General features: G+C 43.1%; 20 protein-coding genes. 16 read left to right on the top strand and 4 right to left on the bottom strand.

Features of this window, described 5'->3' with window-relative positions:
* The first annotated feature begins 166 nt into the window (after positions 1 to 166).
* The 6 genes from HPS56_RS00570 to bla all read left to right on the top strand — a co-directional run bounded on the left by HPS56_RS00570 (position 167) and on the right by bla (position 6,713).
* Positions 167 to 817, top strand: a complete 651-nt coding sequence (locus tag HPS56_RS00570) for a hypothetical protein (RefSeq protein WP_172272246.1) — start codon at positions 167 to 169, stop codon at positions 815 to 817.
* A gap of 60 nt (positions 818 to 877) precedes the next feature.
* Positions 878 to 2,392: an RNA polymerase factor sigma-54 gene (gene rpoN / locus HPS56_RS00565; RefSeq protein ID WP_172272243.1), complete on the top strand. Its 1,515-nt coding sequence runs from the start codon at positions 878 to 880 to the stop codon at positions 2,390 to 2,392.
* Positions 2,393 to 2,438: 46 nt separating this feature from the next.
* Positions 2,439 to 3,056, top strand: a complete 618-nt coding sequence (locus HPS56_RS00560; RefSeq protein WP_172272240.1) for a phosphatase PAP2 family protein — start codon at positions 2,439 to 2,441, stop codon at positions 3,054 to 3,056.
* 228 nt (positions 3,057 to 3,284) lie between these two features.
* Positions 3,285 to 3,791 carry a 5-(carboxyamino)imidazole ribonucleotide mutase gene (purE, locus tag HPS56_RS00555; protein WP_172272237.1) on the top strand — a complete coding sequence of 169 codons (507 nt, stop codon included), beginning with the start codon at positions 3,285 to 3,287 and terminating at the stop codon, positions 3,789 to 3,791.
* Positions 3,791 to 5,668, top strand: coding sequence for a 4-hydroxy-3-methylbut-2-en-1-yl diphosphate synthase (locus HPS56_RS00550; protein ID WP_172272235.1), 1,878 nt, complete (start codon positions 3,791 to 3,793; stop codon positions 5,666 to 5,668). Before purE ends, HPS56_RS00550 begins: the two co-directional genes overlap by 1 nt.
* Before the next feature lie 130 nt (positions 5,669 to 5,798).
* Positions 5,799 to 6,713: a class A beta-lactamase gene (gene bla, locus HPS56_RS00545; RefSeq protein ID WP_172272232.1), complete on the top strand. Its 915-nt coding sequence runs from the start codon at positions 5,799 to 5,801 to the stop codon at positions 6,711 to 6,713.
* 197 nt (positions 6,714 to 6,910) lie between these two features.
* Here the strand turns inward: bla and HPS56_RS00540 are convergent, their stop codons facing one another.
* Positions 6,911 to 8,320: a TrkH family potassium uptake protein gene (locus HPS56_RS00540; protein WP_172272229.1), complete on the bottom strand. Its 1,410-nt coding sequence runs from the start codon at positions 8,318 to 8,320 to the stop codon at positions 6,911 to 6,913.
* Positions 8,321 to 8,578: 258 nt separating this feature from the next.
* Here HPS56_RS00540 and HPS56_RS00535 point away from each other — a divergent pair, with 258 nt between their 5' ends.
* The 3 genes from HPS56_RS00535 to HPS56_RS00525 all read left to right on the top strand — a co-directional run bounded on the left by HPS56_RS00535 (position 8,579) and on the right by HPS56_RS00525 (position 10,777).
* Positions 8,579 to 9,067 (top strand): methylated-DNA--[protein]-cysteine S-methyltransferase, encoded by a 489-nt coding sequence (locus tag HPS56_RS00535; RefSeq protein WP_172272226.1) that lies wholly within the window; start codon positions 8,579 to 8,581, stop codon positions 9,065 to 9,067.
* Between the two features lie 430 nt (positions 9,068 to 9,497).
* A complete protein-coding gene (locus HPS56_RS00530) occupies positions 9,498 to 10,175 on the top strand; it encodes a hypothetical protein (protein WP_172272223.1) in 678 nt (225 codons plus the stop codon).
* Positions 10,176 to 10,201: 26 nt separating this feature from the next.
* Complete coding sequence (locus tag HPS56_RS00525; protein ID WP_172272220.1) at positions 10,202 to 10,777, top strand: outer membrane beta-barrel protein; 576 nt, start codon at positions 10,202 to 10,204, stop codon at positions 10,775 to 10,777.
* A gap of 786 nt (positions 10,778 to 11,563) precedes the next feature.
* Here HPS56_RS00525 and HPS56_RS13485 read toward each other — a convergent pair.
* A complete protein-coding gene (locus HPS56_RS13485) occupies positions 11,564 to 11,986 on the bottom strand; it encodes a DUF2752 domain-containing protein (RefSeq protein WP_353477697.1) in 423 nt (140 codons plus the stop codon).
* Positions 11,987 to 12,213: 227 nt separating this feature from the next.
* Between HPS56_RS13485 and HPS56_RS00515 the strand changes: the two genes are divergently transcribed.
* The 7 genes from HPS56_RS00515 (at position 12,214) to tatC (ending at position 18,041) form a co-directional block, all read left to right on the top strand.
* Entirely contained in the window at positions 12,214 to 13,032 is an 819-nt protein-coding gene (locus tag HPS56_RS00515; protein ID WP_172272214.1) for a carboxymuconolactone decarboxylase family protein, read from the top strand.
* A gap of 113 nt (positions 13,033 to 13,145) precedes the next feature.
* Entirely contained in the window at positions 13,146 to 14,645 is a 1,500-nt protein-coding gene (locus tag HPS56_RS00510) for a 4Fe-4S binding protein (protein WP_172272211.1), read from the top strand.
* Between the two features lie 11 nt (positions 14,646 to 14,656).
* Positions 14,657 to 16,069: an aldo/keto reductase gene (locus tag HPS56_RS00505; protein ID WP_172272208.1), complete on the top strand. Its 1,413-nt coding sequence runs from the start codon at positions 14,657 to 14,659 to the stop codon at positions 16,067 to 16,069.
* Positions 16,070 to 16,092: 23 nt separating this feature from the next.
* Positions 16,093 to 16,512: a DUF1893 domain-containing protein gene (locus HPS56_RS00500; protein WP_172272205.1), complete on the top strand. Its 420-nt coding sequence runs from the start codon at positions 16,093 to 16,095 to the stop codon at positions 16,510 to 16,512.
* A 5-nt stretch (positions 16,513 to 16,517) separates the two neighbouring features.
* Positions 16,518 to 17,030, top strand: a complete 513-nt coding sequence (locus HPS56_RS00495; protein ID WP_172273080.1) for an ECF transporter S component — start codon at positions 16,518 to 16,520, stop codon at positions 17,028 to 17,030.
* 1 nt (position 17,031) lies between these two features.
* On the top strand, positions 17,032 to 17,226 hold the full coding sequence (locus tag HPS56_RS00490) for a Sec-independent protein translocase subunit TatA/TatB (protein ID WP_172272202.1): 195 nt from the start codon (positions 17,032 to 17,034) through the stop codon (positions 17,224 to 17,226).
* A complete protein-coding gene (tatC, locus tag HPS56_RS00485) occupies positions 17,223 to 18,041 on the top strand; it encodes a twin-arginine translocase subunit TatC (protein ID WP_172272199.1) in 819 nt (272 codons plus the stop codon). The genes HPS56_RS00490 and tatC overlap by 4 nt, the downstream gene beginning before the upstream one ends.
* A 17-nt stretch (positions 18,042 to 18,058) precedes the next feature.
* Here the strand turns inward: tatC and HPS56_RS00480 are convergent, their stop codons facing one another.
* Together HPS56_RS00480 and HPS56_RS00475 are read right to left on the bottom strand one after the other, a co-directional pair.
* Entirely contained in the window at positions 18,059 to 19,039 is a 981-nt protein-coding gene (locus HPS56_RS00480) for an aldo/keto reductase (protein WP_172272196.1), read from the bottom strand.
* Positions 19,040 to 19,131: 92 nt separating this feature from the next.
* Positions 19,132 to 19,677 (bottom strand): RNA methyltransferase, encoded by a 546-nt coding sequence (locus HPS56_RS00475; RefSeq protein ID WP_172272193.1) that lies wholly within the window; start codon positions 19,675 to 19,677, stop codon positions 19,132 to 19,134.
* Positions 19,678 to 19,868: the final 191 nt, after the last annotated feature.

Raw genomic sequence — 19,868 nt, 5'->3', positions numbered from 1 at the left:
TTCTTTCCTGTAAAGCCTTTTCAGACTGCAACATAATCCGGACACCGGACATATTGCTTATCGGCCATTCGTATGGCTCATACAAAATAATTGTCGCTTTTGGATGCAAATATAGAAAATAAATAGTATTTTTGCAACTGGATTACGTATATATTTTATTAATATCATGGCAAGACAGACAAATTGGTCGGATGATTACTGGCTTATGTTGCTTCAGTTATATCTGCGCAAGCCTGCAGGACTGAAAGCCATATACAGCAGACCTTTGGTGGATTTAGGCATTGAGCTGCATATTCATCCTCAGATTCTTCATTCCAAAATGCGTGTCATTGCCAATCTTGAAACTCCGCGTGTAGAACGTATATGGAACACATACGTCAATAATCCGAAACGCTTGTCGAGAGCCATCAGAATGCTTCGTGAAATGAACGGATTCGGAATGGCGGAAGAGTTTTACTGCGGTGTTGACGTCAATGAGACATTTGAAAAAGATTTCCGTCATGTGGAAGGCGATGATAACGTAACACCGGTAATGCTCATAATCATTCTGGACCTTTATTTCAGACTGACACCGATAACCATGGTTCCGGAAACACCGGAAATAAAAGAACTGTCGAAACTTATAGGCATAAGTGCAACAAGAGTGACGGAGATAATGCGCATATTCCGGCATTGCGACCCGTATATCACACATAAAGACAGCATATCGGACCCCTTGTCATATCCGTGTCATGAAGTATGGCAACGCTATGGCAACGGCAGCATCGAAAGTCTCACCGAATATGCACAAGAGCTCAAGGAATATTTCAGAAACTGAGACAACGCTTCTGAAACAAAACATCATAAATCATTTTATTAATTATACACCATATCATTTATGTCTCAAGGTCAGATTCAGGAACAGACACAGGAACAGGCACTTAGACAGACACAAAGCGCGACACAGCTGCAAATGATGCACGCCAAGCTGGTGGAACTGCCTGTAACACAGCTTACAGACTATTTAAACACTATAATGGATGACAATCCGGCACTTGAGGAAACAGCCAACCCCGACAGTTACAACGAAACAGATGACTATTTCAGCGACAGACACTCCGCAGAAGATTCTGACGAGGATTTTACTACCGTGAACGAAAGGGAGGAACGCCAGTCTGCCCTTGACGACGCCCTGAACAGCATAGGACGCGACGACGAGGACCTGCCTGTCTATCACGGTGGAAACAACATGTCGCCCGAAGAGCATAATGAGATAATATACGGTGATGACGTTTCATTCTACGACTCACTGAAAGAACAAATGGGTGAGACCGAGCTTACCGACAGGCAGAAAGAAATAATGGAATACATCATCGGTTCGCTCGATGATGACGGTCTGCTGAGAAAACCGCTCGACAGCATATCCGATGAGCTTGCCATATATCACAACATTGACACCGGCACGAAAGAGCTTGAACATGTGTTGAAAATACTTCAGGATTTCGATCCGGCAGGCATTGGCGCACGTTCTCTTCAGGAATGTCTGCTTATACAGATAGGCCGCAAGGAAAACTCACGGCTGAAAGAACTGATGGAAAATGTGATAAGAGACTACTTCGACGAGTTCACAAAAAAACACTGGGACAAGATTAAATCAGGACTGCGTCTGACCGACCTCCAGGCCGAGACTCTTAACCGGGAGCTGTGCAGGCTGAATCCAAAACCGGGAGCGGCGATGGGAGAGGTGACAGGAAAAAACATGCAGCAAATAACTCCTGACTTTACCATAGACACTCATGATGACGGAACAATAACATTCACAATAAACAGCGGAGACCTTCCCGAGCTTCATGTGTCGCAATCGTTCATCGACACAATGAACGAATACAAAACCAACAGCAGGAACATGAGCAAACAGGTGAAAGAGGCTCTGCTATACACACGAAACAAAGTGGCATCGGCACAAAATTTCATAGAGGCTCTGAAAAAACGCCGCAATACGCTCACCATAACCATGCAGGCGATAATAAACTGGCAACACCGTTTCTTCGAGGACGGTGACGAAGCTTCATTGAAACCTATGAACCTGAAAGACATTGCCGACAAGACAGGACTTGCCATAAGCACCGTATCAAGGGTGAGCAACAACAAGTATGCTCTCACAAGATGGGGAATGTTTCCACTGAGATTCTTCTTTTCCGACAGCTATGTTACAGACAAGGGTGAGGAGCTCTCCACAAGACAGATAAAGACTGCCTTGCGTGACATCGTAGATTCTGAAGACAAGAAACATCCTTTGTCTGACGATGCTATAAAGACACTGCTTACAGATAAGGGATTTCCTATAGCAAGGCGTACCGTAGCCAAATACCGCGAACAATTGGGAATACCTATAGCACGCCTCAGACGCTGACACCATACAGCTTCTAAATATTATAACCAACGATATAATAATTGCAATGGGATTAAGAAATATTATATGGGTTGCAAAAATCATAAGCGGTATCTTCACACCGTTCTATCTGCCCATTCTCGGACTGACGACACTCTTCTTCCTAAGTTATCTGAGCATGTTGCCTTTCACCTATAAGATATTTGTGCTCACCATCGTATATCTTTTCACCATCCTCATTCCAACATTCCTTATACGTCTCTATCGACGTCATCAGGGATGGACACGGATAGAACTCGGACAGAAAGAGAGACGTATGGTTCCATACGTAATATCCATAACATGCTATATCACATGCATATATTTCATGGAATCACTGCATATTCCCCATTTCATAGGCAGCATTCTCATCGCTGCCCTGTTGGTTCAGATAATATGTGCCGTCATAAACGCATGGTGGAAAATCAGCACCCACACGGCAGCTGTAGGAGGAACGGGAGGAGCGCTTATCGCCTTTGCGGAAATATTCGATTTCAACCCTTTATGGTGGCTGTGCATAATATTCCTTCTTGCAGGAATATTGGGAACAAGCCGCATGATATTGCGCCAGCACTCCCTGTCGCAAGTGGTTGTGGGGTTCTGTATAGGATTTTCGGTATCGGCTGCCGGCATTTTATTAATGTAAAGAGCCCCTCCGACTCCCCAAAGGGGATAGAAAGGGAGCATGTAGGGAAACATTGGATGTATATACAAATAAAAAAACTCAACCACAAGTAGGGACATCGCTTTGCGATGTGTACAATGTCAGTTCAGGCATACGTTAATGACAATACGCATGACACGTGCCAAAGGCACGTCCCTACTCTGGAATGTAATAAAATGAATATTAAAACAATAACAAAATAAAATTATTATGAATCCTTCAGTAAGTATTATTATGGGCAGCACAAGTGATCTGCCTGTTATGGAAAAAGCCTGCAAGTTTCTTGATGAAATGCAGGTTCCGTTCGAAGTCAACGCACTTTCCGCACACCGTACACCGGATGCCGTCGAAGAATTTGCCCACGGTGCACAGGAACGCGGCATAAAAGTAATAATAGCCGGAGCAGGCATGGCCGCCGCGCTCCCAGGAGTCATTGCAGCCTCAACCGTCCTGCCCGTAATCGGTGTTCCTATCAAAGGTATGCTCGACGGACTGGATGCCATGCTCAGCATAATACAGATGCCTCCGGGAATACCTGTGGCAACAGTAGGCGTCAACGGTGCACAAAATGCAGCCATACTCGCTGTAGAAATGCTGGCCCTTTCCGACAAAGAGCTTGCAACACGTCTTGCATCATACAAAAACGGACTGAGGGCAAAGATAGAGAAGGCCAACAAAGACCTGGCTGAAGTGAAGTATAACTTCAAGACAAACTGATGACCGACTTGTTTAATTACAAACGCCGTGAGTCGTCTGAAGTAAACGTAGGCGGCACACCGTTGGGAGGAAACAATCCCATACGCATACAGTCGATGACCACAACATCCACCAACGATACGGAAGCATCTGTGGCACAATCGGAACGTATCATAGACGCCGGAGGAGAATATGTGAGACTTACCACACAAGGCGTAAGAGAGGCAGAGAACCTTAAGAATATAAACGCCATGCTCAGAGCCGACGGATATATGGCCCCAATCGTCGCGGACGTGCATTTCAATCCTCACGTAGCAGAAGTGGCCGCCCTCTATGCGGAAAAGGTAAGGATCAATCCCGGCAACTATGTAGACCCGGCACGCACGTTCAAAAGTATTGAATATACAAACAGCGAATATGCCGGTGAACTGAGGAAGATAGAGGAACGTTTTGTTCCTTTCCTTAATATATGCCGCATGAACAATACGGCGATACGCATCGGAGTAAACCACGGATCGCTCTCCGACAGGATCATGTCGCGCTATGGCGACACTCCGGAGGGAATAGTGGAAAGCTGTATGGAGTTTCTCCGTATATGCAAACGTGAGGATTTTCATAACGTTGTCATATCCATAAAAGCAAGCAATACCGTCGTTATGGTATTGTCGGTACGCCTTCTCGTAAGCAGGATGGAGGAAGAGGACATGCACTATCCGCTGCATCTCGGAGTGACTGAAGCGGGCGAAGGCGAAGACGGCCGAATAAAAAGCGCTGTCGGCATCGGAGCATTGCTTGCCGACGGCATTGGTGACACTATACGTGTATCTCTGTCGGAAGAGCCCGAGAAAGAAATTCCTGTTGCACGCTATCTTACCGAATATATATCACAACGCGCAGGACATCTTCCCATTCCTGCCACTGAGGCTAAGGGGTTCAACTATCTTCACCCGGAACGCCGAAGAACCGTTGCCATTGGAAATATCGGAGGAGAAAACCCTCCCGTGGTCATAAGCAGCATAAGAACCGCAGACTGCAAAGAAGACGGCATAGAGGATATAATGCAGTCAAAAGCCGACTATATCTATGCGGGAAACAGCATACCGGAAGGCATCGGTGTATCGCAAAGCTCATTTATCGTCGACTTTCAGGTATATAAGGAACAGAAAAAACTTCATCCGCATCTGAACATATACCCTATATTCCCCCATAATTCCATACCGTTCATAAGCCAGATAAAGGCTGACATGAAGTTTCTTGTGCTGCAATACGGAGTGTCCGTGGAAGAATATGCCGCATGTATGCGCCACAATCCTGACATCGTGGCTGTCTGCATAAGCAACCACCGCAACCGTCTCGGAGAGCAGCGCGCGCTCGTTCATGAGATGATGAATGCCGGTGTAAGCAATCCCGTTGTATTTTGCGGCATGTATGCCCACAACGCTGCCGATAAGGAGAAATTCCAGCTCGAAGCCTCTGCAGACATGGGAGCGCTTATGTTTGACGGACTGTGTGACGGTATATGGCTGATGAACAACGGGGATATATGTCCGGAAATAATAGAAGATACGGCTTTCGGCATTCTTCAGGCAGCACGTCTGCGCACGACAAAGACAGAATATATAAGCTGTCCGGGATGCGGGCGCACTCTTTACGACCTGCGCACAACAATAGCACGAATAAAGGAAGCCACGAAAGACATGAAGGGTCTGAAAATCGCCATCATGGGATGTATCGTTAACGGACCCGGAGAAATGGCCGATGCAGACTATGGTTATGTCGGAGCAGGAAGAGGAAAAATATCACTCTATCGTAAAAAGGAATGTGTGGCAAAGAACATTCCGGAAGAGGAAGCTGTAGACAGGCTGCTTGAACTTGTAAATTCCGATATGAAACAATAATACATGTTTCGTATATATTCAGATATAAAGCAATATTATTTCTGTGTTCATACATACTCATATCTGGACGTGCCTTGAGCACGTCCAGATAGTGTGTATAACAATGTAAAAATCCTGAATAATACCATATATGAAAAGACAAGCTTTCTCTATAAAGGCATTGCTGTGCGCTATGACAATGGCAATAACGGCAACAACAACCTATGCCGGTAACACTACGCTTGAAAAGGAACTGGAAACATACGTGAGAAAATGTAATGCAAGAATAGGCATAGCCGTAATTATGGAAAACAGCGACACCGTATGTATAAATAATGATTACCCGTATCCTATGAACAGTGTGATGAAACTGTATCAGGCTATGGCTGTGACAGACGCGCTTCAGAAAAACGGAACGCCAATTGACACCGTAATTGTAATAAACAGAAAAGAGCTGCATCAGAAGACATACAGTCCGATGCGCGACACGCATACAGAAAAGAAGCTGAAGCTGGCCGTATCGGAACTTTTGAGATATTCATTGCAGAACAGCGACAACAACGCATGTGACATTCTCTTCGACCGCATAACAGGTATAAAGGAAACGGAAAGCCACATCAGGAATATAGGAATAAAGAACTTTGCCATAAAGGCAAACGAACGCGAAATGTTTGCAAGGCATGGGGCGTGTAATGAAAACTGGAATCATCCGCTGTCAGCGGCAATACTTATAAATAAGCTTTTCACAGAGAATATTTATCAAAAGCCTTATCAGGATTTTCTTATTCATACTCTTAACACATGTCGAACAGGACAAAATCGTCTGCCAAAACCATTGATGCACTCAAATGCAGTCATAGGCCATAAGACAGGCACCGGTTTTGATTCTCCCGAAGGATACCCGCAGGGCATCAATGATGTGGGATTCATATCACTGCCCGACGGAAGCCATTACGCCATAGCAGTATTCATAGAATCGTCACAGTACAGCATGGAAGAGACAGAACAAATAATAGCAGACATATCCGAAATCACATACTTGTATTTGAATAAACACGCAGAATAGTTTTGGTTACGACATATAAGGACATGTCTTTGGCACATGTCATAATCATTGGCATTAACGTACGACTAAACATTGTACACATCGCAAAGCGATGTCCCTACTTGTGGTTATACACCCAACGTTTCCCCACACTCCCTTTCTCTCCCCTTTGGGGAGTCGGAGGGGCTTCTTTTTTTTGGGGAGTCGGAGGGGATCTTCTACACGGCTAAATCATCATTCATCATGCGTTTCTGTTCATGAGAACGGATTAACAGGGCATTGCCAAGCGAAATCACACCTACACGCCCTATAAACATCAAGAGAATAAGTATTATCTTACTTTCTACAGTTATCATTGTAAGAATACCAGAAGTAAGGCCTGTGGTGGCGAGTGCCGATGACGCCTCGAAAACTATTTTCATTATATCCGCACTGTCAGGCTCAAACATTGTTATAAGGTATATGCCTGAAAACAACACGAATGTATATAAGACAAAAGTTGTAAGCGCTGTTTCAACACGGTATGACGGAATAAGATTATTCATCAATGATATGTCACCACGATAGCCAAGTTTGTTTTTGGTATAGGCATATATGGCAGAAAGAGTGGTAGACTTCAATCCCCCGCCCGTGCCTGACGGTGAAGCACCTATATACATAGTAAAAGACATTACAAACATGGATATGGGCACCAAATGAGAAAGATCTACCGTATTATATCCGGCAGTAGTCATTGCCGATACAGAGTGGAACATGGCTATCATGAATCTTTTTCCCCATTCATATTGCTGCAGGGAAGGCTCGCAATAATAAAGATGCAGAGTGCTTATCATCGAAAGAGCACATGTTATACGTATAATAATTTTTGTAGTAAATGTTATCCTGTACCTGCGGTCCCGGAACTTTTTCACTATATCAGTCATCATTATAAATCCCATTGCACCCATATAGCATAACATCATAATCACAATATTTACATATATATCATCCCTGAACCGCATAAGATTGTCGGTATATATGCTGAACCCTGCTGTACAGAATGCCGATATAGTATGAAACACAGCAGACCATAAAGGGCTTTCAACGTCATGAAACAAAAAATATGGATAAAGCAAAACAATTCCTAAGGCTTCAAAGAAAAATGTAAACTTTACGATGTTACGCACCATGCTCTGTCCGCACATCGAATCGGGTAACGAGAATTGAGAGGTAAATATATTATTCTTCGCAGAACCGAGATGACGGGTTATGCCAAGCATTATAAATGACGACAGTGTCATATAACCCAATCCGCCTATTTGTATCAATAACAGGATTATCATTTGTCCGGCAAAAGTATAATTTACCGATACGTCAACGGAAGTAAGGCCTGTGGTTGACAATGCCGACATGGCATTAAAAAGATGGTCTACTATGCTTATGCCACTAACAGATGCAAATGGCAGTGATAACAAGAATGCACCGAGAGCGGCATATAAGGCATACCCGACAGCAAGTTGTTTCTGAGGCATGTCTGACTTGTATCCTAACGACAATATATTCTCTAAATTCACTCTCAAGGCTGCCATAATAAGAAAACGCCTCATCCTGGCAGCAAATATTTTTAATATCCTTGAATATCTTTTCATTTGTCAAATAACTTTTATCACAGTTCCGTATAAAAACAATTCTGCCATAATACATGACAGACAAATATACGGATTTTTCATTATACACTTATTATGCTTATTATTTTTTCATATAAATATAATTTTCTTTACACCATACATTTTAAATGTCTATCATTAACCATATCTTTGGTTTTATGTGAAAGTATCATTGATTTTATATACCTTTGTAGCCGACAAAAATACCCAAGGAAACCCGGAACAATATAACACACATAAATGGAATACATCCGACACTATACTTCGCCTATCGGTGAAATGACAATGGCAAGCAACGGTGAAGCACTTACCGGATTATGGTTTGACGGGCAGAAATACTTTGCCGACACTCTATGCAGCAAACATTATGAGCGCAATCTCCCTGTGTTCACACAGACATGCCGGTGGCTCGACATATATTTCAGCGGAAAATCTCCGGGCTTCATTCCTCCACTCCTAATGAAAACTACGGATTTCCGAAAAAGAATTTGGGAGATTCTTCTCACTATTCCTTTCGGACAAACAATGACTTATGGCGAAATAGCAGGTATCATAGCTCGTAAATCGGGAAAAAACATGTCGGCACAAGCAGTCGGAGGGGCGGTCGGACACAACAGTATATCACTTATCATACCATGTCACCGTGTTATAGGCTCCGACGGTAGCCTCACCGGATATGCAGGAGGCATGGAAAAGAAAAAATGGCTGTTGGAAATGGAACGTTTATGATAAAAGAAGCCCCTCATAACCTTCTCAAAGAAGAAGCCCCTCCTAACCCCCACAAAGAAGAAGCCCCTCCGACTCCCCAAAGGGGAGAGAAAGGTAGTGTGTAGGGAAAAAATTAGCTGTATAACCACAAGTAGGGACATCGCTTTGCGATGTGTACAGTGTTCAGGCATACATTAATGACAATACGCATGACACGTGCCAAAAGCACGTCCATATATATTGGATGATTACAATATAAAACAAATTGGAACATCAAAATTATATGAAACACATTTCTCAAAACAGGAATGCATGTATGTCTTTATAATATATATCTTTTTTCTATTATAATTTATGTTCAAAATGCTTTTTTAGAATATTTTTCCATATATTTGCAATCGGATACATGGTATATCTTATTAATTATAAATCATTTAAAACAAACAAGCCTATGAACCGATTAAAGAATTCCATCAGACAGTTCTTACTCATTTCTCCCTTTATGCTCATCATACCATTGATTAACAGTTGCCAAATATACAGTGTTATAAAAGACGCTACAGACAAAGAAGAGGGACGAGTGGTAATGAAAGACGGCACAGAATATACCGGAAGAGTAAAAATGCCTAAATGCAACACAAAAAAACTCAGTATAAAGACTACTGACGGCCAAAAGCTAAAACTTAAAAGCACAGACATAGCAGTGCTCGGAGTATGGAAAAAGACGCACACTGATAAATGTCACTATCTCGTAGCATATCCATACGTGACAAATAAAATGTTCTCAACCAAGAAAGAAAAAATAATTTCCCCGCAGTGGATGGCCTTACAGGCACAGGGTGATTACGTTGAATTCTACTGTTGCAGCTATAAATACAGCATACCAAAGGACGGAACACTCACCATCACCAGCGTACAGAACGGAAACATATTATTCATCGCACGAAAAAAAGGCGATGAAAACGGAAGGATAATAGGATATCAGGGAAGTGGCAGCAAACATTGGCGCACATCTCTGATAAACTATCTTTCCGATGATCCCGAACTGTGCCGCAAGTTGGAAAATAAAGAGATTGAGCCTGACAAGTTGCAGAAAATAGCTGATTTATATAATCCTAAAACAAAATAACCGTCACAATAAAAACACAACAGGTCATGAAAAAGAAAACAACCTGCAACAATCATACATGCCTTTTATTGGGAATATTCATATTTATGATTGCAGCAACATGCCGCGCACAGACGGGCTATCTTCACATCGAACTGCAAGGCGGATATGAATTGTTTCACGACATGAGCAATAAATCAGGCTACGACATCAACATCGGATGCCGCTATGCATTCAACGAGAGATTCTTTGCTGCATGCACGTTGCATGGAGGCATAAACAACGGTACATACGAAGGTATCTATGCCGGTGAGCCAACTAAGCTCGACCACACCATGCGCGAATATATGATAGGTGCCGGACCGGGAATATATCTCTACAACGGAGGCAACAAATGGATATATGCCGACATTCTAGCCGGTTACGGTTTCGGAGAAGAACTGAAGGCATCGTCTGAAAGTCAAAGCAAATCCCTTAACGGTTTTGCCTCTGCCGCAAGAATAGGTGCGGAATATCAGACCAAAAACGGATGGATAATAGGTTTGAATGCCGGAGGATATCTTGTGGGAGGAGAACTCCGTCCTGCCATAAACATGAAATTCGGAGTATTCTTCAATTTATAATAACCTTTTCGTCAGGTCAAATGAGAAATCTGAAAAGAAGAAGCCCTTCCAAACTCCAGAAAGGAAGGGAATATGGAAGCATAAGATGGGTATGCAAGACCCTGTCCAAGGTAGGGACATGCCTTTGGCATGTGTCAGGCGACAAACAACCACACACCAATTCATTATACACACCGTATACATCACAAAGCGATATCCATACTCGTGGAAGGAGTATGCAGAATACAACAACATATAATATATAATGTATATCAGAGGTTACTTATTGGAGGATGTTTTTACGCCTGACACGTGCCAAAGGCACGTCCCTACATGAGGTTGTGTCAAAACATAATTTCGGCTTAGATGAGCTTTTGATTTGAAACTTGAACATCCTTGAAGGCAAAAAGAAGAGTCGTATCATTACTCAAAACAGAGCTTGATACGACTCTTTTAGGTACTGTAGTTACAATTTGTAACTTATGATAGAGGTTATTTTAGTTTTGATACATTCTCATATCCATATCATGAAAATGTCATAATACAGAATACACAGCAGTTTTAAAACACATTTTCCTTGACCCCAACAATCATGGATACGAAAAACAGACAGCTAACCTTAAAAGTGTATTTGGGCCACATACAGAGTGTATTTAGGCTACATACACAGTGTATTTGGGCTACATACACAGTGTATATAGGCTATATACACATTTAACATTTGCCAATCGTTTTTATGGATATCGTCATTTACCCCTCTCAATGGCAAATTCCACTCTGAAATCATATTAGAGAAAACAAATAAAATCATATTCCAAGAATATTATTGCGGACAGCTATGATAAGCTCGAAAATAAAAAAAGAAACAAGTATAATCCTGTTTTGAAAAAGCCTGTCCAGTCTTACTATACATTTATATAAATAATCCTTTTCACATATAAAATCCACAAGCATAAACACGTGCAAGTCAAGCATCCCAAACAGAATAACAAGTGAATTGGGATTCATTAAAATGCCTCCTGAAAAATCACCGTGCAAAATCCTTACACATGCACGCGTCACACCGCATCCGGGACAAGAAATATCATAAAGCAATTTTGACGGACATACGACAATACCTGTATGACCGTCAAAAACCGTATTTACAAACAACCATATATCTCCCACCAGACAAAGCGACAGGGTAAAATAATTCCACCTTTGCAATATAATTTTATGTCCTTTACTCATCATGATGCAAAGATAGGGAATATTTTCTTTTCCACATATCCTTATTGTATTTTTACAACATCCTCCTTTCATTCATGACAAACAGAAATCAAAATAAAGAAACATATAATCGCACTATCCGTAAATATGTTAATAATATAAGGATTATGAATACATTCCCATAATGATTTCCGTCATAACTTTGCAACCTGTAAAGACATATACTCAATATAATACACCAGTACATCATGAAAAGACTTTTTATACTTTTTTTCATATCATCAGTTAACACACAGTTTACAATGGCACAAGAAAAAATAACACAGACTGCCGGTCATACGCAATTGGGCGAATTCGCCCCGAAATTCGCAGAACTCAACGATAATGTTCTCTTTGAACAGGTATGGAACCGTCCCGGCCTCAGCCCACATCACCGCAGCATGATAACCATAGCCACGCTCGTAGGCAAGGGCATTACAGACTCCTCGCTCACCCATCATCTCCAGTTTGCCAAGTCAAACGGTGTCACCCGCGAGGAAATATCCGAAATACTCACCCATATAGCATTCTATGCCGGATGGCCGAACGCATGGGGTGCATTCCGTCTTGCAAAGGAAGTATGGGCAGACGACATAAAAGGCGATGATGCCATGTCGGAATTCCGCCGCTCGATGATTTTTCCCCTCGGAGAGCCAAACACCGCATACGCCAAATATTTCAGCGGAAGAAGCTGGCTGGCACGCGTGTCAGACTCGCAGATTCCTTTTGTAAACGTGACATTCGAGCCGGGATGCCGCAACAACTGGCATATACACCGTGCAACAAAGGGAGGAGGACAGATGCTCGTAGGCGTGGCCGGACGCGGATGGTATCAGGAAGAAGGAAAACCAGTACAGGAGATTTTGCCAGGAACAGTGATACACATACCAGCAAACGTCAAACACTGGCACGGGGCTGCCGCCGACAGCTGGTTTGCACATCTTGCATTTGAGGTGCCGGGAGAAAAAACATCCAACGAATGGCTCGAACCTGTGACAGACACAGAATATGCAGATTCAGGAAAATAACATAATGCAAGAAAATGACAGCAATATCCGTATTCCATATAACAGAATACGGATATTTTTCCTTAAATTTGCAAACGGCATACACCGAAGTTAAAAATTAATTCCATATATTTATGTTACGTAAAATAAGATTGCTGCTTGCCTTTATCTTCCTCACCGGCACCACACTGCTGTTTCTCGACTTTACGGGAACGGCACACCGATGGATGGGATGGATGGCAAAGATACAGTTTCTCCCTGCCGTGCTTGCCCTTAACGCAGGAATTATCATTTTACTTCTTTTGCTGACAGCTGTCTTCGGACGCATATACTGCTCCGTGATATGTCCGCTCGGTATAATGCAGGACATTGCCGGATGGATGGGAAAGAAACAAAGGAAAAACCGCTATTCTTATTCACCGGCAAAAACGGTCTTGCGCTATGCAATGCTTTTAGGATTCATTGCCGCAATGGCAGCAGGACTCGTATCACTGGCCGCACTCATTGCCCCCTACAGCTCCTACGGCCGGATTGCCGGCAATCTGTTCGCTCCTGTATATCAGTTCGGCAATAATATAATGGCATATCTCGCAGAACGCATGGACAGCTATGCTTTTTATGAAAAGGAAGTATGGATAAAAAGCATTCCGACATTCGTAACAGCAATAGTGACATTCATTATTATATGTATAATGGCATGGCGCAACGGACGTACATACTGCAATACTATATGTCCGGTAGGAACCGTTTTGGGATTCATCTCGAAATGGTCATGGCTAAAACCGGTAATAGATACAGATAAATGTATCAATTGCGGACTATGCGCCAAAAACTGCAAGGCTGCCTGCATAGACGTAAGAAAACATGATATAGACTACAGCCGTTGTGTTGCATGTATGGACTGTATCGGCAAATGCAGTAAGGCTGCCATCAGCTATCGGCACAAACCAGCGGTCGAAAAGAAACAATCTCCGGCAGACATAAATAAAAAAGACACATCTGCCGATACCGGCCGACGCAACTTCCTTTCACTCACCGCACTTACAGCAACAACGGCTGTAATGAAAGCCCAGCAAAAGAAAGTGGACGGAGGACTGGCCGTAATAGAAGACAGGCAGAAACCTGAACGTATAACAGGTATCGTTCCTCCGGGAGCATGGAACACAAGACATTTCTCACAGCATTGCACGGCATGCCAGCTGTGTGTGTCGGCATGTCCCAACGGTGTGCTGCGTCCGTCAGGAAACATCTTCACACTTATGCAACCCGAAATGGGATACGAGAGGGGCTATTGTCGCCCGGAATGCACAAGATGCTCGAATGTATGTCCGACAGGAGCCATACGCCCTATAACAAAAGCCATGAAATCATCTATACAGATAGGTCACGCGGTATGGATAAAAAAGAACTGTGTACCACTGACAGACGGGGTGGAATGCGGAAATTGTGCACGTCACTGTCCCTCAGGGGCCATAACGATGATTCCTTCTGATGCGGCCAATCCGGATTCTCCAAAGATACCTGCAGTAAATGTAGAGCGTTGTATTGGATGCGGGGCATGTGAGAATCTGTGTCCGGCACGACCGTTCAGCGCAATATATGTTGAGGGACATGAAATTCACCGTGAACTGTAAATAAAATAATTATGGAAGACAATAGTAAAAATAATATATCACGCCGGAAGTTTCTGAAACTGGCCGGTATGGCAGGAATGGTGTCGGCAGGAATGGCCGCATGCAAAGGTAGTGGTAACCATCCCATACAGACAGGAAGCAACAGTGGAAATGCAGCATCCGGAAAAATGACCATGCGTACAAACCCTTCAACAGGTGACAAGGTGTCTGTACTCGGTTTCGGAATGATGCGACTGCCGTCTGAAAACGGAAAAAACGCCTCAGGAGACAACAGCGAGATTGATCAGGAAACAGTAAACCGTATGGTCGACTATGCCATAGAACACGGAGTAAACTATTTCGACACATCTCCTGTATACTGTAAGGGATGTTCGGAACATTCCACAGGAATAGCCCTTTCACGCCATCCAAGAAATAAATATTTCATCGCAACGAAAATGTCGAATTTCTCACCGGACACATGGAGCCGCGAGGCATCAATAGCCATGTACCGCAATTCTCTGAAAGAACTGAAAACGGAATATATCGACTACATGCTTCTGCATGCGATAGGCGGAGGAAGAGACGGAATGGAGGAATATGAAAACAGATATATCAAAAACGGCATTCTGGATTTCCTGCTTGAAGAACGCAAGGCCGGACGCATACGTAATCTCGGTTTCTCATATCACGGTGATATAAAGGTGTTTGACCGCCTGCTTGCAGAACATGACAAATATAAATGGGACTTCGTGCAGATCCAGCTCAACTATCTCGACTGGAAATATGCCGGACAGATAAATCCCGCCAATACCAATGCGGAATATCTTTACAACGAACTGTCAAAACGCGACATACCGGCAGTGATAATGGAGCCGCTGCTCGGAGGACGTCTGTCAAACGTGCCTGACAATGTGATGGCAATGCTAAAGCAACGTGATCCTGAAGCGAGCGTGGCATCATGGGCCTTCCGTTTCGCAGGCTCATTCCCTAAAGTGCTTACAGTGCTGAGCGGCATGACATGCATGGAACATCTGCAGGATAACCTCAAGACATATTCTCCGTTGAAACCTCTCGATGAAGATGACTTTGATTTTCTTCAGAAAACAGCCGATAAGATGATACAGTTTCCGACAATACCGTGCAACGACTGCAAATACTGTATGCCCTGCCCTTACGGCATAGACATACCGGCAATTCTGCTCCATTACAACAAATGTGTCAATGAAGGCAATATTCCGGAAAGTTCCCAGGATGAAAACTACCGTGAGGCACGCCGGGCCTATCTCATAGGCTACGACCGCAGCGTTCCAAGACTGCGGCAGGCCAGCCACTGTATCGGTTGCGGACAATGCATTCCACATTGTCCGCAGCGTATAAACATTCCGAAAGAACTTCACCGCATAGACAACTATGTGGAGAAACTTAAACAAGGAAAACTGTAATGACCGGAAAGTGTACATCACAGATGAACGAACTGAAAACGCTGCTTCACGAAGGTAACTATTCGTGCGTAATAAGAAACGCCAACGGTATACATACTTTCACACAAAGGGGAGTGGCCGACCTGTATGACATATATTGCAACAGACCGGAGTATCTCTATAAGGCAAGCATTGCCGACAAGGTGGTGGGCAAAGGTGCCGCCGCGCTCATGATACTCGGCAAAGTCAAGACCATATATGCTGACGTCATAAGCTCACAAGCTCTCATGCTACTGAAAACATCAGGCGTAGAGATAAATTTTGACAGGGAAGTGCCTCACATTATAAACAGAACAGGAACGGGACGATGCCCTTTGGAAACAGCATGCGACGGAATATACGAACCGAAAGACATGTTTCCTGTAATAAAAGAATTTATAGAAACAATAAGAAAGCATAAATAAAGATGATTAGAACAAAAAGCATAAAACTGTACTCATTAGGATTCAACAGTGCGAAAACATATATTGCAACAGTCTTGTTTGTAATAGGGAATATTATTCTTCCCCAGATGTTTCACACAATTCCTCAGGGAGGAGCTATATGGCTGCCAGTATATTTCTTCACATTGGTGGCAGCATACAAATACGGTTGGCGTGTAGGACTGCTGACAGCCGTTGCGTCACCTATTGTCAATTCCATATTTTTCGGTATGCCGGCAACCTCCGCACTTCCGGCAATACTTTTTAAATCAACAGTGCTCGCTGTCAGCGCAGGATATGCGGCACGACATTTCAAAAACATATCTATACCGGTACTGATGTCCATAGTGCTTTTCTATCAGACAACAGGCACAATGGCTGAATGGGCAATGCTCGGAAATTTATATGACGCCGTGCAGGATTTTCGTATAGGCATACCGGGAATGCTTATGCAAGTGTTCGGAGGATGGCTTATTATAAAATATTTAATACATAGATAAAATGGTTTTATTGTTTATAGGCGGTATAGGCGCACAGGAAGTATTACTTATAGCATTGGTTGTATTGCTGTTCTTCGGTGGCAAGAAAATTCCGGAACTTATGAAAGGTATCGGCAAGGGTGTGCGCTCATTCAAGGATGGAATGAACGAGATTGAGAAAGACATAAAGGATACACCTGACGATAAAAAGGAATGACTGCCAGAAAAGATACAGACGGACTTACATTCTGGGAACATCTTGACGCACTGCGATATGTCCTTATAAGGATTATCGCAGTGACCGTCTTGACCGGAATAGCGGCGTTTGTGTTCAAGGAAGAACTGTTCGCCATCGTTCTCGCACCGAAAGATGACGGATTCATTACATATAAGATTTTATTTGAAATGAGCGGCATGTTCGGTGAAAGCGGCAGCCGTGACTTTTCTGTACAGCTAATAAACACCGGACTGGCCGAACAGTTTGTAATACACATGAAAACAGCAATGTGTGCCGGAGTGTTATGCGCATCTCCGTATATCATATATCAACTGTTTCGCTTCGTATCTCCAGCCCTTTATTCTCACGAACGCAAACATGCCATAAATGCAATAGGCAGCGGATATATAATGTTCATGACCGGTGTGGCGGTAAGCTACTTTCTTATATTTCCACTTACATTCCGTTTTCTCGGCACATATCAAGTGTCAGAAGATGTTCCGAACATGATATCACTGCAGTCATACATCGAAACACTTATAATGATGTGTCTTTCCATGGGTATTATATTCGAAATGCCGGTACTTACCTGGCTCTTTGCCCGCCTCGGATTCATATCTTCTTCCTTTATGCGCCGCTACAGAAAACATGCGATAGTGATAATTCTCATAATCGCAGCCATAATAACTCCCACTTCAGACGCGTTCACTCTTCTGGCCGTATCCATGCCTATGTGTCTGTTGTATGAAGCAAGCATATTCATAGCCGCATCGGCACATAAGGAATCTGTTGAAAATCTTAAGGCCGATGACTGACACTATAGACTTTTTTATCACATCGCGTCAAGCATATCGTCGGTAAAAGGTCCGGCATCAATACACTTAAGATTCTTTTCCAGTTGCTCAGTACTGCTCGCTCCGACAAGAACCGAGGTCACTGCATCATGACTCAATATCCATGAAAGAGCCATTTCGGCAAGAGTCTCCCTACGCCGGGCAGCCATTTCATTAAGATGTCTTATTCTTGCAAGAACATCGTCTGTCAACATTTCCTTACGGAGAAATTTTCCTCTTGTCATTCTGCTGTCAAAAGGTATTCCGTTGAGATATCTGTCTGTCAGAAGTCCTTGGGCAAGCGGAGAGAAAGAAATAAAGCCTATACCCTCGCGCGAACATTCGTCTATTATCCCTTCCTCCAAAGGAGACTTGTCCATCAAATTAAGACGCCCCTGATAAATAAGCAACGGTGTATCATGTTCACGAAGATATTTTATAGCCACTTTAAGAGCATGCAACGGCCAACGGGATATACCTATATATAATGCCTTACCCGAACGCACAATATCCACAAGAGCCTGAAGGGTTTCCTCAAGAGGTGTATCGGGATCATAACGGTGACTGTAAAACAAATCCACATATTCAAGCCTCATACGCTTAAGACTCTGGTCAAGACTGGAAATAAGATATTTTCGTGACCCCCAATTGCCGTATGGTCCGGGCCACATGTCATATCCAGCCTTTGTACTTATAAACAGTTCATCACGATACGGCCGGAAACTGTCGTCCATAAGACGTCCCAAAGTTTCCTCGGCACTACCGTAAGGAGGACCATAGTTATTAGCAAGGTCAAAATGCGTCACCCCCTTGTCAAACGCATAATGGGTTATTTCCCTGCTGCGCCCATAGTCATCCACTCCTCCGAAATTATGCCAGAAGCCAAGACTGAGTTTCGGCAGCAAGACTCCGCTGCGACCACACCTTTTGAACTTCATGCCGTTTTCATAGCGAAGTTCGTCAGCCTGATATTTTTCCATAGACAAACCTATCAATATGATTATTATATATTAGTTTCACATTTATCATACTATTGTCAATCAGACAATTGACAATGAAATAAACAAAGTTATCAACAGTTGTCACCTGTGAGCATAAGACATTCTGCAAACTTATACATTATTATTCCGGCCGTCACACTTACATTCATTGAATGTTTCGTGCCTAACTGAGGTATTTCAAGACATCCGTCACTCATATCCACAACCTCCTGATGAACTCCCTTAACTTCGTTGCCCATCACTACGGCATAACGCTTACCCTTCATAGGAGAAAAATGCTGGAGTTTGGTGCTGTGTTCAACCTGCTCTACAGAATAAACCTCATAACCGTCTTCATGAAGCTTTCCAACAGCTTCACAGGCATTATTAAAATACACCCACCGCACACTGTCCTCAGCACCAAGAGCCGTCTTATGTATCTCTGCACTCGGAGGAACGGCACTTATACCACATATATACACTGCCTCTATACGGAAAGCATCTCCTGTACGGAACACGCTTCCCACATTATGCATTGAGCGAACATCATCCAACACTACAATCAAAGGCATCTTGTCCGCTTTCTTAAAATCATCAACAGAAAGACGGACCATTTCCACCGTTCTTATCTTTCTCATTACTATATCATGTATATTGAAATATAAAAACTTTGCAATAAACAAAGTACATACAAAGATAAGACAAATAAAATGAAAAACACAATTTATCAACAAAAAGTGTTGAAAACATCCTTATAACCGTGTTGATAAGTATTGATAGAATAATTGTGTTATAAACACTATAAAAACAATGTTCCCGACAAATGGAT

It is taken from the genome of Xylanibacter muris, assembly GCF_013166605.1.
Lineage (GTDB): Bacteria > Bacteroidota > Bacteroidia > Bacteroidales > Bacteroidaceae > Prevotella > Prevotella muris.
The sequence above is the reverse complement of the archived record's forward strand: the minus strand, read 5'-3'. Positions and strand labels throughout refer to the sequence as shown.